Source organism: Caballeronia arationis, from assembly GCF_001544975.2.
GTDB lineage: Bacteria > Pseudomonadota > Gammaproteobacteria > Burkholderiales > Burkholderiaceae > Caballeronia > Caballeronia arationis.
The window spans coordinates 1-14,314 of the sequence record NZ_FCOG02000144.1 but is presented as its reverse complement, the minus strand read 5'-3'; the positions used below and the strand labels follow the sequence as shown (position 1 = coordinate 14,314).

General features: G+C 57.4%; 17 protein-coding genes. 6 read left to right on the top strand and 11 right to left on the bottom strand.

Annotation, left to right across the window (positions count from 1 at the left end):
* The 4 genes from AWB81_RS47435 to AWB81_RS35735 form a co-directional block, all read right to left on the bottom strand.
* Nucleotides 1-440 (bottom strand): hypothetical protein (locus AWB81_RS47435; protein WP_235026081.1); only part of this gene is annotated, 440 nt, incomplete at its 3' end.
* A 176-nt stretch (nucleotides 441-616) separates the two neighbouring features.
* On the bottom strand, nucleotides 617-856 hold the full coding sequence (locus AWB81_RS35740) for a hypothetical protein (RefSeq protein WP_062642452.1): 240 nt from the start codon (nucleotides 854-856) through the stop codon (nucleotides 617-619).
* Between the two features lie 131 nt (nucleotides 857-987).
* Nucleotides 988-1,212, bottom strand: a complete 225-nt coding sequence (locus AWB81_RS45175) for a hypothetical protein (RefSeq protein WP_144444280.1) — start codon at nucleotides 1,210-1,212, stop codon at nucleotides 988-990.
* Nucleotides 1,213-1,314: 102 nt separating this feature from the next.
* A complete protein-coding gene (locus AWB81_RS35735; RefSeq protein WP_144444279.1) occupies nucleotides 1,315-1,521 on the bottom strand; it encodes a hypothetical protein in 207 nt (68 codons plus the stop codon).
* 396 nt (nucleotides 1,522-1,917) lie between these two features.
* Between AWB81_RS35735 and AWB81_RS35730 the strand changes: the two genes are divergently transcribed.
* The 3 genes from AWB81_RS35730 (at nucleotide 1,918) to AWB81_RS35720 (ending at nucleotide 3,479) form a co-directional block, all read left to right on the top strand.
* On the top strand, nucleotides 1,918-2,556 hold the full coding sequence (locus AWB81_RS35730; RefSeq protein WP_062642449.1) for a MarR family winged helix-turn-helix transcriptional regulator: 639 nt from the start codon (nucleotides 1,918-1,920) through the stop codon (nucleotides 2,554-2,556).
* A gap of 72 nt (nucleotides 2,557-2,628) precedes the next feature.
* The gene (locus AWB81_RS35725; RefSeq protein WP_062642447.1) at nucleotides 2,629-2,829 is read left to right on the top strand and encodes a hypothetical protein; all 201 of its coding nucleotides are present in this window, start codon (nucleotides 2,629-2,631) and stop codon (nucleotides 2,827-2,829) included.
* Nucleotides 2,784-3,479 carry an ATP-dependent DNA ligase gene (locus AWB81_RS35720; protein ID WP_235026080.1) on the top strand — a complete coding sequence of 232 codons (696 nt, stop codon included), beginning with the start codon at nucleotides 2,784-2,786 and terminating at the stop codon, nucleotides 3,477-3,479. The genes AWB81_RS35725 and AWB81_RS35720 overlap by 46 nt, the downstream gene beginning before the upstream one ends.
* A 266-nt stretch (nucleotides 3,480-3,745) precedes the next feature.
* On the opposite strand, the gene AWB81_RS35715 is transcribed toward AWB81_RS35720, so the two are convergent.
* The 6 genes from AWB81_RS35715 to AWB81_RS35690 form a co-directional block, all read right to left on the bottom strand.
* Nucleotides 3,746-5,419 (bottom strand): hypothetical protein, encoded by a 1,674-nt coding sequence (locus AWB81_RS35715; protein WP_144444278.1) that lies wholly within the window; start codon nucleotides 5,417-5,419, stop codon nucleotides 3,746-3,748.
* 286 nt (nucleotides 5,420-5,705) lie between these two features.
* The gene (locus tag AWB81_RS45170) at nucleotides 5,706-6,017 is read right to left on the bottom strand and encodes a nuclear transport factor 2 family protein (protein ID WP_144444277.1); all 312 of its coding nucleotides are present in this window, start codon (nucleotides 6,015-6,017) and stop codon (nucleotides 5,706-5,708) included.
* A gap of 234 nt (nucleotides 6,018-6,251) precedes the next feature.
* Nucleotides 6,252-6,488 (bottom strand): hypothetical protein, encoded by a 237-nt coding sequence (locus AWB81_RS35710; RefSeq protein ID WP_062642444.1) that lies wholly within the window; start codon nucleotides 6,486-6,488, stop codon nucleotides 6,252-6,254.
* A 34-nt stretch (nucleotides 6,489-6,522) separates the two neighbouring features.
* Nucleotides 6,523-6,819, bottom strand: coding sequence for a hypothetical protein (locus AWB81_RS35705; protein WP_062642442.1), 297 nt, complete (start codon nucleotides 6,817-6,819; stop codon nucleotides 6,523-6,525).
* Nucleotides 6,819-7,532 (bottom strand): translesion DNA synthesis-associated protein ImuA, encoded by a 714-nt coding sequence (gene imuA, locus AWB81_RS35700; protein ID WP_062642440.1) that lies wholly within the window; start codon nucleotides 7,530-7,532, stop codon nucleotides 6,819-6,821. Before imuA ends, AWB81_RS35705 begins: the two co-directional genes overlap by 1 nt.
* 403 nt (nucleotides 7,533-7,935) lie before the next feature.
* Nucleotides 7,936-8,151 (bottom strand): hypothetical protein, encoded by a 216-nt coding sequence (locus AWB81_RS35690; protein ID WP_062642436.1) that lies wholly within the window; start codon nucleotides 8,149-8,151, stop codon nucleotides 7,936-7,938.
* Nucleotides 8,152-8,888: 737 nt separating this feature from the next.
* Here AWB81_RS35690 and AWB81_RS35685 point away from each other — a divergent pair.
* The 3 genes from AWB81_RS35685 (at nucleotide 8,889) to AWB81_RS35675 (ending at nucleotide 12,598) form a co-directional block, all read left to right on the top strand.
* Entirely contained in the window at nucleotides 8,889-10,124 is a 1,236-nt protein-coding gene (locus tag AWB81_RS35685) for a ParA family protein (protein WP_087135416.1), read from the top strand.
* Nucleotides 10,125-10,234: 110 nt separating this feature from the next.
* The gene (locus tag AWB81_RS35680) at nucleotides 10,235-11,113 is read left to right on the top strand and encodes a ParB/RepB/Spo0J family partition protein (RefSeq protein WP_062642434.1); all 879 of its coding nucleotides are present in this window, start codon (nucleotides 10,235-10,237) and stop codon (nucleotides 11,111-11,113) included.
* 318 nt (nucleotides 11,114-11,431) lie between these two features.
* Complete coding sequence (locus tag AWB81_RS35675) at nucleotides 11,432-12,598, top strand: hypothetical protein (RefSeq protein ID WP_062642432.1); 1,167 nt, start codon at nucleotides 11,432-11,434, stop codon at nucleotides 12,596-12,598.
* 268 nt (nucleotides 12,599-12,866) lie between these two features.
* On the opposite strand, the gene AWB81_RS45165 is transcribed toward AWB81_RS35675, so the two are convergent.
* A complete protein-coding gene (locus tag AWB81_RS45165) occupies nucleotides 12,867-13,916 on the bottom strand; it encodes a hypothetical protein (protein ID WP_144444275.1) in 1,050 nt (349 codons plus the stop codon).
* Between the last annotated feature and the right edge of the window lie 398 nt (nucleotides 13,917-14,314).

The window sequence follows — 14,314 nt, the reverse complement described above, 5'->3', positions numbered from 1 at the left end:
GCTTGTGCAGTAGTGGGTGCGGACGCAGGAGCTTGTGCGGTAGTGGGTGCGGACGCAGGAGCTTGTGCAGTAGTGGGTGCGGACGCAGGAGCTTGTGCAGAGGTCTGCGCGGCGGTGGGAGCGGACGCAGATGCCTGCGTGGGCGTGGAAACAGCACTAGGGGCTGATTTAAGCGGACGTACGAGAATATCTTCGAATATCGCCAATCCCGCGATGACTGCTATCGCCAGTATGCCGACAAAAAGGCCCGCCAACCCATCCTTCTTGGTGATAAGCGGCTTTTTTCGCGTATCCCCACCCGCAGGTTCCACCGATTCCTTGCCCTCTGATGACCGGAGAAAAGGAGGGAGAGCGATAGCGATAGAAGTGATCGCAAGGATCGCTAGGCCGATTATTCCGAATGGAGTAAGCGCCTTAATCGACTCAGCATCCAACGTCATGGCCGCCCTCCAAAGGCAGATCCGTGAGTTAGTCGGACCTCCCGGTAGAGAAGATGAGACACGAGGGGTTCGTCCACGCAAAGTGTTCACGAGTCCGTCCCCAAAGAATAGGCGACTCGCCGTACTAGTAAAGCATCCTCAGACCTGTACCTTCGCATCCATATCCAGTTATGCGCTCAACCTTCCTGCTTGTTAGGGGCTTGGAGCAATGCAGTTTCACGCTCGGCGGTCCTGTCGAAGTTATCCCACTGCGCCGCGATCGCTTCGCCTTGGCCCGCGATGAGTGATACGAGGGAAGCGACGCGCTTTTCCACGCCCGCGAGTCGCCCTTTGGCTTGTTGCATTTCGTCGTGCATCAGGTCCAGCTTCGCCAGCACCTTGTCAAGTTTCACGAACACAATGTCTTGCTCGTCCATCGCTTTCCCGTCGTCAATTTGACATAATTAAAGCTATCGAAATTTCGAACGGTCGTTCTGTTTTGGGGCCATTCCTAGACCACTCCGTATCTCCGAAGACCTGAATTATCGAACTACCGCCTCTGGTTCGATTACGTCTCATCGCTCAGCCGCTCGATGCGCACGTTATGAAGGGCTTCACCTTGGCGCGGCCGTGCGATATGTTCGCCTGTCGCAAAGCTCCGCATAGGGTGCTGTTCGATGACCGATGCGATGGCACACTCAGCGCCTTGTACCGACACCCCAAGCGGCAAAACCAGCGAAGCACCCACCGGCAAATCGAGCAATTGCGAAAAAAGAGAATCCGGCGCTGACATGGCGAGCCTTTTGCAAACGAGCGAGTGCGCGTTTGTCAGTACTGCTCATTCCCGCGAACACCTGTGCAGAATTTGTTCTTCGGATCGAAGTTCGTTGAACACCTACTTAATATTGATTTTTTCGCCATGGACGGGCCTTGGCTGGGCGTCCATCACCCCGCCGATTTCGTATTCGTGAACTTGACATGGTCCGATTGCCTCAATGCGCTCCATGATGACCTCTAGCGCCGCGACTTCAACGCGCAAGCTCGCGATCGCTTCCTGGAGTCGGAGCGCTTCCTGGTAAATCATCTCCCTGGTCACTTCCATGTCGGCCTCCGGATTTGAGAGCAGGTTTAGCAGCCGAAGCATGAATCGTGCGTTGATTGAGATGATCAATTTCTGAGGGATAGTGCTGCGCATCACCGGCCTTATTGGTGACCGCAGGCGGGGTAAGCGTGCGTTGATACGCCGACCACGCTATCGCCGGCGTGGCCGTATGGGCTTTGGTCAGCCATACCGCCCGTTCCGATTCCGCTAACGCATTCCACCACGTCCATACCGCGCACTTTGTTTTCGGTCGGTGCTTTTCCATTCCCCGCCTCCTATGAATCTTTTCTCTGGACCGTCTGGAGTCGAAATGAGTTTAGGCAAAATTTACGAAAGCAAAAAGGATTGTTCGGCGCCGCTTAGAATGTGATTCTCATCTAACAAAAGCGAACGACTATGAACGAAGGCGTTTACGGAGAACAGGCAACGGGACGAGTGACCCACGGCCTACTGCGCCTGAGCACGGCGATGCGCAGCCATGCCTGGGAGTGGGCGCATGGCGCACAACTCACACCGACCCAAGGCGAGATTCTTGTGCTTCTGATGCAGCGCAAGGGAGCGATGCGCCTTGGCGAGATCGCACGCGAGACTGCACTGACCGCCGCCACCACTAGCGACGCGGTGAGCACATTGGAAGACAAGGGTCTTGTAGAAAAGCGTCGCGCAGTCGACGACGGGCGGGCACTCGCGGTCCGCCTGACCGCACGTGGTCGAACGACGGCCAAGCACGCGCTGCAATGGCCTCACTTCCTCACAAAGGCCCTCGACACGGTGCCCGACGACGAACTGGTGTCGTTCTACCGAATCTTGTTGAAAACGATCCGTCAACTCGAGGTTCAGGAACAAATGCCCGCGCACCGAATGTGCTTGTCCTGCGTACACTTCGAAGCGAGCAAGAAGCCGAAGATAACGTCGCACCATTGCGCGCTACTTCGCCTGTCGATGGGCGATGCTGATCTGCGTCTCGGCTGTTCGGTATTCGAGGAAGCCGATCTACCCACGCAAAAGAGAAGCTGGAAGATTTTCTCGACGTGAGCGATCGGCTCGACCGACGGCGGACTGGGAACTTTTATTGCGACGGCTCTCGTTCTGACAACCGGAGGCAATATGTGCTACGGCGATCCTACGAAGATGCTCGGCGTCGTTCTTGATGGACGCGCACTCGAGCCCAACGAGAATGGGCACACCGTGCTCGACCTCTTCGAGCACTTCTGCGCTTACAGCGGGTGCGACGAAAAGACGATTGGTAAGGAGGCGTTCGCGTGGGCGAAGCTCGCCTACATCAGCGCACGGCTGCGACCGACGTGAGTGCCGTTCCGCTGATCGACGCGAAAGACCTGATGCTGGCCAGCCTCCAGAAGAAACCATTCTCCCGCGAGGAATGGGTATTCGAACTGAAGTACGACGGATTTAGGTGCCTGGTCAGGAAGGTTGGAAATCGGGTCGACCTGATTTCGCGCCCGGGCAATTCGCTGAATCGATCGTTCCCCGACATCGTTGAGGCGGTCTGGAGCACGCCTGGCGACTTCATCTGGGATACCGAGCTCACGGTGGATCATCCCGACGGTCGCTCTGCGTTCGACCGCCTGCAACAGCGTGCGCGCACATCGGTTGCGTCGCGTGTTCGTGCAGCCATGCGCGAGCACCCTGCCCGCCTCTACGTTTTCGACATGCTCGCAGACGGTGAGCGCGACATTCGTCACCTGCCGCTGGTCGAGCGCAAACAGATCTTGCGCGACAGCTTTGAGAACACCCAGCAGCTCATCTACGTGGTTGGGATCGTGGGTGCGGGCACGTGGGTCTTCGACCAGGTCAAAGATCACGACATGGAAGGCATGGTCGCGAAGCGCTTGGATTCGACGTACCAGCGTGGTCGGTCGCGCGACTGGATCAAAATCAAGGATCAGGATTACAGCCGCCCCGCTGCTCTGGGCTTCGGACGAGAAGCACAAACCTAATCGCGAGGCACAAGTCACCTTTCCGCCGCGACGCCTCCGCTACTTCGGCGGCACACTGATCGCCGGCGTGTAGGCAGCCGGGTCGCGAAAGTGAGGCGTCGAGAGCTGGTCGGCGGCCGAACGTCCGGTAAAGGCGGCCGTATGATGTCCACCCATCTCGACCCTTGAACGCCTCTGATCAACAGGCATAAATCAGGCGCATTGCGGTCAGCCGTGGAGATGCCCGAAGAAAAACGATACGATCGCTCGCTGGTCCATATCGCCCACTAGTTCTTTCGTTCGCGATCGATACCCCGATCCCGGTCCCGGCGATCCTCCATCGACCGTTCCAACGACACCTCGTAATGCCTCGGTGCATAATGGTAATCTTTGAGCTCTAGCTCCAGCGCCTGCACTTCTCGTTCGTTTGCCAGCGCGATCAGGCAGACTTGCGACGGCAAACGACCTTCATTGCCGTCGCTGAGGATCTTAAGGGGGTTGTCGCCATACAAAAACGGCTGACCAATTCCCGACTCGGGCTGGCAAAGGCCGAATGTCACGAAGTTGGCCCAGTCCCAGCCATGTCTACGAACGTCCACGGGTTTGTAGCGGCCGTCGAGATCGCGACCGGATGCTTTCACCATGCGAGCCAGGTCTTCTGCGGCGCTGACCGTCGGGCCGGGAGATTGCAGTGGAAATGAGGACCGGTGGAAGAAGAGGTAAAACCCGGCCGGCCCACGTCCCGCGAGGGTGCCTAGCTGCTTCTTTTTGCTACCAATGTTTTCGGGCTTGCCCCCCGTCGCGGCATTCTTTGCCTGAAAGAGGGCGACCTTGCGGCAGACGTGGTCCCCGACGTTAATGTCGACGATAACCCCAAGGTCCGCGCCCAGGCGGCTTTCCTCCGGCTTATGGGCGATGTCCAGCAAGGCCGCGTAGGAACGGATTTCCGGGTACCCGAATAACGGCAAATTCTGGGCAGTCCAGTCTGTCCATCGCGTGAGATGCGTCACAAAGCTCCCTGTGAGGCTCTCCTCGGACCGGTCGCCCCTCGACAGATCCTTTGCCATCGAGTCGCTGCACTGGAACGTTCCCCAGTAGATGGACCACATTGCGTCAAGCCGGAACGAAAGGGGATCTGTGAGAATTTCGGACAGCATCCGCCAGCGGTCCGCAGGCTGATAGTTGTCTAGGTCACGAATCCTGTCCTCGCGCATCGCAGCCTTTGCCAAGCGGACCGAGCATTCCGCGATCTCCGGAAACGCCCCGGCCGCCGGGGCGCCTGGGTAGCTTGAGTACGCCTTAGCGAGAATGCTTCGCGCGTCGCACCGGAACCCTTCGTAAGTCTTTGGCTGTCGTTGAAAGACCAGCCCTTCAAGGATCTGACGCGCTCCGTCGATTACTCCGGCCATCACGCACCGCTCCATCACACTGAATTGTTGGGCGAAGTCTTCCCGGATCCATCCGGACCCGCGAGCCGCCGCAAACGCGCCTTTCGCGTCGCTACAGAATGCCCGGATCGCGTCGAGCTCTGCATTCGCAGCGTCCAGAGCGACCTCGATGTCGCTGATCCGCGCCTGCTCAATGCGCACGCTCTCGTTGTGCTGGCGGATGCGCGCATACCGAGCCTGACGCTCGGATGAAAGCTCGAAGGATGCTATGGCCGTGTCACGTTCTTTCCTGGCCGACCTTAAGCGGACGCCAGCTTTGACCCAGGCCATGACGGACTGCAGATTCCATGCCAAACCATCACCTGCTAAGCGGAGCGCCTCCTCTGCGGCGGCAACCTTCGAGTCCGTGGGCCTTAGTGCCTTTTTGCGTTCGCCGTCCTCGCTCAGTAGCGGAAGCGCCGCTATGCGCGTCAATTCCTTGATGGTCGCTTTGAGTTCCTTTTCCCTCGTTGCCAGAGTCGCCTCCGCTGTGGCAGCCAAGGCCTTCAAAGGTTGCGTGGTAAGAGCGCACAAGTTCGCCACCTCTCGCCGCGGCGATGCGGCGTTGGTTGTTGCCGGAAGGCCTCGTCGCATTAGCCGAGCTCATCGCATAAACGACCCGGGCCCGCTGCAGTTCGCCATCAGGTGCTAAGCGGAGCTGTGGCGACCTGCCATTCATCGCTGAGGACCCGACGTCTCTTCCTAGCCTATTTCCGGCTGGTGACCCCGTCAAAGATGGATCGCGTTAACATTCGGGAACGACATTGCCGGCCTGGGAAGGCAGACCGAATGCAGCCCGGCCATCTTGACGACCTCATACTCAATGCTCGGCGTTTTGCCAGTCCGGCGAATCAGTGACACGGTCGCTTGGACCATTTTCGATGAAATCGTCCTCGAAACTTTGCCCAATTAACTCATCGTAGTTCGCCGGATCGCTACTGACGATGGCTCGGAACATTTGAATCAATGCGTTGCCGTCTTGCAGATGTGCCACTACAACGCGAGCAGTACGCAGAGAAACAGATTCCCGCACTGGAAGCGCTGCACTTCCGTCCTGAAGTTCGAAAGCAAAGCGATGAACCTCCTCATGCCCTTCAGGAAGTAAGGTATGGCCCCAGATAGTTGCTTTCATGGTTCTCTAGCGATGGGTTCTTTGTAGATGGCCAGCAAACGGAGTGCCTCACTTTCGATCCATGTAAGCTCGAGATTGCCGCGAGCTGCACACTGCCCTCACCGATCCCAAATAAATACCGAAGGGCGCCGACGGCTTAGACTGGGCTGGGCCGTGCCAGCCTTGTGAGGCAGAGAAGGCCGCTCAAACGAAATGAATTACGCTGGTCGCACCAACGCCAACACCGCGAGTACGTTACCTAGTGCGCTTGTTCGAAACGCCAATCAGGGCTTCGAGCCGCGCACTATCGCCGTCGACTTGGCAGCCGCTCGTCAGTGCGGTCCATCCTAGATAAACTCCCCACGCCCAACTCAAGAGCGTCCGCGCCTCGGCCGGGTCTTCCTTCTCGGCCGCTGCCTGCATTAGGCGCACGATATTGCGCTCAGTCGCCAGCGTGATTTCGCCGTACGTCCAGCTTTTCTCTTGGCTCATGTGCGATCCGCTTTTAGTTGTCGCGACAGCAAATTCAGGCCGGCCGGCACCACCACGATTGAGCGTAGGCAATGCCATCGGCAAACTCAATACCAGTCAGCACGAATCCGTTCGGACCCATCCACGACAGCACCGCGTCGTGAAGCGGCGGAATCGGCTGCGGCTCACTGACCGCGGTTATTTGAAAGCGCGCGATATTTGAATAACGGTTGAGCGCTGAGGATTTTTCCTGCACCACCAGGAGGTCGCCGTAAATGCCAGGCGCTTTCTGAACGTCAACGTGATCAAGCGCCCCGCCCCGCTCCCGCATCGGCTTCACCTCGGCCTGCATCAGCGTTGCTCGATCAGTTCCGTCCGCCAGGCAGGAACGACTGGCTCGACGCGCGATCTCTTGCTCGGACGTCCGTGTGGGCTCAGCAGGATCGGTGACGGTTTGAGCGCCACGGCGAAGGGCTCAATACCGACCGGCCCCTTTCGCTTGATGATGTCGACCGACACGCCGTCTGCCACGGGCCGAAGGGCAAGTCGAAGCGCCGCCGGCGACGCGTCCTGTTGAGCGGCGATCGGACGCAGCACGAACAGCAACATCTCGGAGGATTGCGCGGCAAGCAGAAGTCGGCGCAGGGAGTCGGCTCGAATGTGTTGTTGCCAGAGCAGAACCGCGCCGCAGGTGTTCGCTTTCAAGATCTGCTCGGTCGACCAGAGTGCGTCTGCGGTCGAGCTGGGATTGAGCATCATGATCTTGTCGAACGGAATTCCCACGTAGGAAAGACCCATGGCGTTGGGCACCTGCGGCGGCTTGATCAAGACGACCGGACGTTTGGCCACGGCCTTGAGCGCCGGTTGGAGCATGCGGATCTCGCCGATGCCGGGCTGCTGCACGAGGAGCTCGACAAGAGAGCCTATTGGCCATCCCCCGCCAGGCAATTGCGCGGAGAGATTTTCGTAGCCGGTGTCGACTGTCCGCCCTACCCTGCGCGCAAGTTGGTTGCCGCGCCAAAGTGATGGATGGATGTCTTCGATGTCTTTTGGCAGCGCGGACATGATGGTGCAATTACTGTATGGATGTACAGTATCCTACACCTTTTCATCGCGCAGGTCGCTGCGCTCCTACTGCGCTGGGGTATCCGTGGGAATCGAGCACCTGCTGCATGTTGGCCCCCTCCCATGATCCCGGGCGGCTATGCGTCAGCGCAGCATCTTCAGTCAACATCGTCAATAGCGTCTTCACGCTGAGCTGGCCGTGTGTGTTCGCGCCGTCTCGATCTCGGTGCGAGGCATTGCACCGTGCGACCACCTCGCGCAGGTTCGCGTGCATCTCGTCCGATAGTTCTAGTTCTATTTTGACCATTGTGGTCCTCTCAGGTCCTTCGCAAACGAGGTCGCGTGCAGTGTACCTCACCCTATAAGAACGAAACGCCCGCGCGGCCGCGTCCATTGACTTGGATCAAAAGTTGTCATCCAGCCAGGCTCTTGCCCACTGAATGCCGCGCTCATACGCCGCGGCCTCGATGTCGTAGTAGCCGATGTCGGTGAAGTGGAAGATCTGCCCGATGTCCTCGTCCTCCCACGGGCTCCGCTCGACTTCGACCCACGCGTGCCAGTGATGCCCTTTCTTCTCCGGCACCGAACCGATTACCCACGCTCCGTAGTTCACTCTCATTGGCGACTTCTCCACTGGTTTATCCACCGAAACTGTGCATAACTACGGTATGCAGAACGACGGTTAGTTGCATATAAATCGAAACTACGAATAACGTATCTTCCGTTACGAATCGCGTCTCGTTTGATACGCTTCGTGGGAAGCGTTCCGCAAAGCTCGTCGAATGGCAGCAGATCGCCGTATCAACCTCTTTTTCCAGCACACTTGGCGAGGGAACGCCGTGAAACAATTTGAGAAGGTGGCCGCAAACTCTTGATTAGGTTTCTCTTTTTTCTGTCCGGCATGATTGCTGCATGTTTCACGACCGTCTATTACAGGCGCGTTCCGTGATGAAAAAGACAGTTGTCAACTTGCCGTCGCTTGGATTCGTGTGCCGGCTAGATTCTCTCCAGCGTCATCCGGTCGCCGCACTTCCAATGTGCTCCCGCTTGATCCCCCTCCCCTTCGCTGGCTGGGTCTACCTGCCACGGCCTGCCGAATCCAAGACTTTGGGGGGCCTAGAAGGATTCTTGCCTTCCGGATGAATCCGCCCCTGCTCAGATCGTAAAGAAGATTCGAGATTTCTGCCGCAAACCCAGGCAGGAAGCGGATTTGGTCGTGAAAGTTAACTTGCAAGGCGCTCTGTTTACAACTATCCTTCCCGAAATTCAACACGCACTGCGGTTTTTCTATCCACGTGTTGAAAACTACATTGGGCGTGGAAGTGATTTCCGCCTTGTTCACTACGGGAGCTGTCGATGAATACTGCCGTTCGGACTCGCGCCGAAAAGCCTCTGATGTCCATACAGCTACAGCTCAAGAACGCGCCAAAGCGGATGCCGCTGGCGGCGATCAAGGCTATCGCCGGCAACGCGAGCGAGATGCTCGTCGACGTCCGAGAAAGCATGCTCGCCCCCCACCCGCGAAAGAATCCGCCCGTATTTACGACGGCCCAGGTGGCTGACCTTTGTCGCATCGACCGGCAGCGCATGCACTATCTGGCACGCACAGAGCCCGATCTTCCCGAAGGCAGTCTTCGTCACAGCCGCAGCCGGGAATTCACGTTAGCCGAAACACGGGTCTGGATCGATCGAATTGCGCCGTTCGTCAAGCGTCCCGATGGCGTAAAAGGCAAAAAGATCGCGATCGGTAACTTCAAGGGCGGCGTCAGCAAAACGACCACGGCGATGACTCTCGCTCAAGGTCTTTCTTTGTTCGGACGGCGCGTCCTCCTTATTGATCTCGACCCACAGGCGTCGCTCTCGGCACTGAACGGGATACTAGCCGATAGCGAGGTCACTGACGAGCAGACGGTGCTGCCCCTAATCTACGGGGACGTCGACAATCTCGATTATGCGGTTCAGTCCACGTACTGGGATGGCATTGATCTGATTCCGGCGAGCGCCGCATTGTTCGGTGCAGAGTTCTATCTTCCCTTCAAGCAATCGAAGGAACAGAAATTCCAGTTCTGGAATGTACTCAACAAAGGGATAGAGCCGCTGCTTGAGAATTATGACGTGGTCATCATTGACACGCCCCCTGCCCTCTCCTATCTGACCATTAACGCCTTTATGGCTGCCGACGGTCTGATCGTGCCGACGCCGCCCAGTGCTCTGGACTACGCCTCGTCGACCCAGTTCTGGAGCCTCTTTTCCGACCTCTCGGAAAGCATGCAGGAGGTCGCCCCGGAACTCGATAAGAATTTCGATTTCATCAACGTCCTGCTCGCCAAGGTGGATCACAGTCAGGCTGCTACTCACATCGTTCGCGACTGGATCAACAAGACCTACGAAAGTTTGGTTTTGCCAGTCGAGATCCCGACAACCGCGGTCACGCAAACCGCTGCGGCCGAGTTCGGGACCGTCTACGACATTTCGAAATATCAGGGAAGTCTGAAGACCTATCAGCGTGCCCGAGAAGCGTACGACCGCTTTGCTGAGATTATTGACCAGCAGCTTGTGGCGCTGTGGCTGGCAGAGAAGGAGTCAGAATGAGTCTCAGAGACAGACTAGCGTCCAAGTCAGCCACAATAGGCACTAATCCGCGCCCACCGAGAGACGAGACAGAAGGACCGGGTCGTCCCAAGACGGCGCCAGGTCAGCTGATGGCAACGCTGCCTCTCTTAGCGGAAAAGGATCGTGAACTCGCCGAAATGAGGCAGCGCATTGAGGAACTGGAATCCGGGGCCGCAGGCGCCGTCAGCTCCGAACTCGATATTTCCACGCTGTTTGAAGTGCCCGGGCGGCGGCGGATTCTGTCTCCACAGGAGTACGAGGAGCTTCGGGCCAACCTCGCTGCAAATCCCTTGATCCATCCGGTCATCTATCGCCCGCTTCCGGACGGCCGGAACGAGATTATTTCGGGGGCGAACCGGGTCGCCATTTATCGAGACGATCTCAACCGGACTAAGATTCGGGCGGTTCCATTTACGGGTACTGACGCCGAGGTTGAGCTTGGCGCGGCGTTTTCGAATCTCTTGGCACCTGAACTTCCGGACTTCGAGAAATATCGCCAATTCCAACGCATCCAGCGAGCGCTAGGTTTTACGCAAGCGGACATCATTCGCGCGTCGGGACTGGCGCAGAGCCACGTCGCTCGGATTCTGTCGTTTGACAATCTGCCGGAAGAAGCCAAGCAAGTACTCGCGACGAGACCGCATCGCCTTGGCGGTACCGCGGCGGCGAAGTTTGCGGCACTGGCTCAACAAGGGCAGGGGACTGCGGTCGTTGCTGCGATCAAGGCGCTCGTGGAATCCGAGGATATGACGCAAGATCGGGCGCTCTCGCTCGCAGTACCGCCGCGGCCGACAACCACGCCCAACCCGGTTACCACGTTCAACCACGGAAAGCGAAAGGTCTGCGATATGTCGGTGCGCAATGGAGTGATCGGGCTTCGATTCTCGGGGAAGGATGGCGCAGGTGCTGCCGAGGAATGGAGCCGAAAGATCGCCGAATTTATCAGGAACGAATTGGAACAGCAGTGACTTAACGGCATCCAATCTGGATATCGTTGTAAATCAATGGGTTGCGGGAAAAGCGGTATGAATGCTTCCCGACATCCAAATTGGATTTCCTTAAGAAACAGTAACTTGCAGAAAGAGGAAGAAATGAGCTAACGGAAACTACAAAGACAAAGGCCCTCGGCTGGAAACCGAAGGCCTTTGCGATTTGGGCTTGGCTGGAACCTCGCCCGCAACGCTCCCCGGCTGGAAACCGGAAGAGACTGGACATCTCGGAGTGTAGCGGATCGCGAAAGACAGTCAAGCAACTTCAATCCATTTTCAGAAAATGGACTGCTAGACATGTCTATCGCGCAACGTACCGTTGCTGGCGAGGGTGAGTTGCACCCTGCGTCGAACGAGATGAATGAAACCGCCCTCGATTCGGCTGCTGGCATCGCCTTCCAGTGTGACTCGACTAATCTGCCCTGGGTCGTCTTTCGGGCGGCTTTTCGAGCGACTCACATTAAAGACATCCCTGCGCGCGCTCGCGCAGTGCTATCCGCCCTCGCCCGCACCGTTGATGCAGCCAAGCCATACGCCGCGATCTTTGCTCGCCGCGAGCTGCTCACAGGACGTGCGCTGCAGTCCATGCGGACGTTCTATCGGAGCCTCGACGACCTCGAGTCCGCCGGTCTGATAGATCGTCGTGCTCAATCGCGCTATGTCGAAGCCGGTCTCTTCGGCCGTGCATACATCCATCTCACCGAGCGCGCGGCGACCCTTCTCGGTCTCGCTGAACAACTTCAGACGCCCTCACCTGAACCCGAGCAATCTTCCGTCGAGCACCCGTCTGCCAACTTGGCAGACGGTGGTATATATAAGGATCTAAGCCCTTCTGTTTTTCAAAAGAGACAACCGGGCCAAGTGCCTGAGGAACTTCAGCGACTGCGCTCCCTGGGTTTCTTTGATTTCTTGATCTTCAAACTCATGCGCGAAGCCCGTGAGCATGGCAAGCGTCTCTCGGATGTCGTCGAGGCAACGTGGGACCACCTCAAGCACGCCAAGGCACCGATCAACTACCTGCGCAGCCTTCTGCGAAGCACGGTTGATTTCACCCACCAGATTCGCCGTCGGATGGCCGTGAAAGCCGAAGAACAAGTGCGATTGAAGCGTACGTTGGAAGTCGAGCAGCTAGCCCGTCAGAGCGCCGGACAAACGTTCGTGGATGCCTCAGGCCAGCGCAAGTACGTTATCGACGAGGACGGCGAGAACATGGTCGTCTACACCCTCGACGAAGGCGTCGGTCGTCAGGCGGCAGGATGGAAGGAGGGCTTCGCTACGGCTCGCGCACGCGGACAAATCCGTGTGGCCACCGAAGTCGATCTTCAGCCGTTCGGCGAGACGCGTCGATTTGCGAGCGAACCGGAGCAGGGTAGGGAGCGACCGCCGGTTACCGCTCAGATCCGGGAACACATCGCAGGGCTGCGCAGCCTGCTGGGAGTTCGAGGAGTAATCAGGACTGCTTAATTAATAGGCAAAAAAGCCCTTCGCGAATTTCGGGGGCACCGCCTGGGGATAGGCCGGAGTCGGCCAACTTCTGCCGCTCGGTCATCGCTTAGACCGGTCACTCGAACGGCGGGTCCATTTCCCAAACCCGCCTGATCTTCGCCAAAGTCCTCCCGCAGACCGACGGAATACCTACGATCCTGAGAGCATCGTGAAAAATACTCGCAACGCCTTCATTTTTGTCTCCAATGCCTCTGTATGCCGAAGGAGTGCGTCTACGAAGTGCCGATTAGAAACGTACATTTTCCGCGAGGACTTGGACGGTGCATTGATCGACCGTATGGTCCATATCATTCCCGTCAGAGAGAGTATGGTGCCAGGTTACATGCACAAGCCTCGCACGTACGGTAACCTTCTGATGACCTCTGCTGAGGACGGCGTCACGATCGGTTGGATAGGCGTGAGCAGAGCAATCTGATCCCGAGGAATCGTCGCAAGCACGCGGGATACCCCGTGGAACAAAATTCCAAGCATCAGTTGCGCGGGGTGTCGTCTGAGAAACAGTCGTTGGCGTTACGCCCATCTTATTAGCGAGAAAAATGACCAAGTCGTCTACAAACCTCGTGCACGTGCTCGTAGGATCCGGGCCGTCTGCAGTGCGAAAGGTTTTTCCTGGATAGTGATCGTTTGTGTGATGCTCCCGATAACCTTCGACTTTCCAAACGACTGTGCGCAGTTTCTCGTCCGAGTCGATCCATAAGGTTATCTCGGCCGGCTGTTCACTGAGACTGCCACGGAACAACACATATCGTCCATTATCTGCTGTCCGCGAAGAGCCTCGTCGCTCGGCCGCGAACTTTTCGACTGCATCCCTGCTCGTACCCAGCGGAGGCAGTCCGAGCCTTGCCACAAGATCGAAATTCTCCTCTGGAATCGGCGGCGGTGAGGGTGGCAGAGGCGGTTGGTTCATGCCTTGCAGTTGCATCAACATTTCAAATTTTCGATTGCTATCGATATCTGTTGCCTTCAACATTAAGCCACAAAAGAGGTAGAGCGTCCGAGACCTGATCGCCTGAGGATCGTCTGTCGGAGCGTTTTGCTGAGCGCTCTGGACATTCTGCGATGATGTTACTTTAACGTCCGCGTCGCCTTTCACAGCCTTCAAAATAGCGTTAGCGGCGAGCTTGATCTGTGTTTCACCGTTTTGACTGACGCTTGTGCCAGGAGGAAGCAAACCACTGCAATCAAAATCCGCCGCCCTTGTCTGTTTTGCAGCAGACACTACAATAACTGAAAAAAACAGCGCAAATCCCCAACCGTTATATGTTGTTCTGCGCACTGGTGGCTCCTCCAAGAAAAGCGAAAGATCGGCGCTCGACGAGCGTACGAATAGCCTACTAAACATAGATTATTTCGTTGGCTGCGGAAAGCTAATGGTGCCAGTAAGCAGTCCAGGATGGCGCTGAGACTGACAAAGCTCAAGATTTTCTAGATGTTGATATCGCCCGAGGAAAAGCCTGGCGGCTTCCACGGATGACTTGTCGTATCGGACAATTGCCTAACGAGGCTCCGCCTCAGACCGACGAGTTGTACGGGTGACTGCGGAGCGCTGGCGGTGTAAGGTGGCTCCGGTCGAGCCGGCTGGGACGTGCCCAGCGATGTACGAGCTCGAAGCTCAATGGGTCCGAAGACCCGTGGACGACCGGAGCCAATCATGACGTTATCACAGAGTGTGTG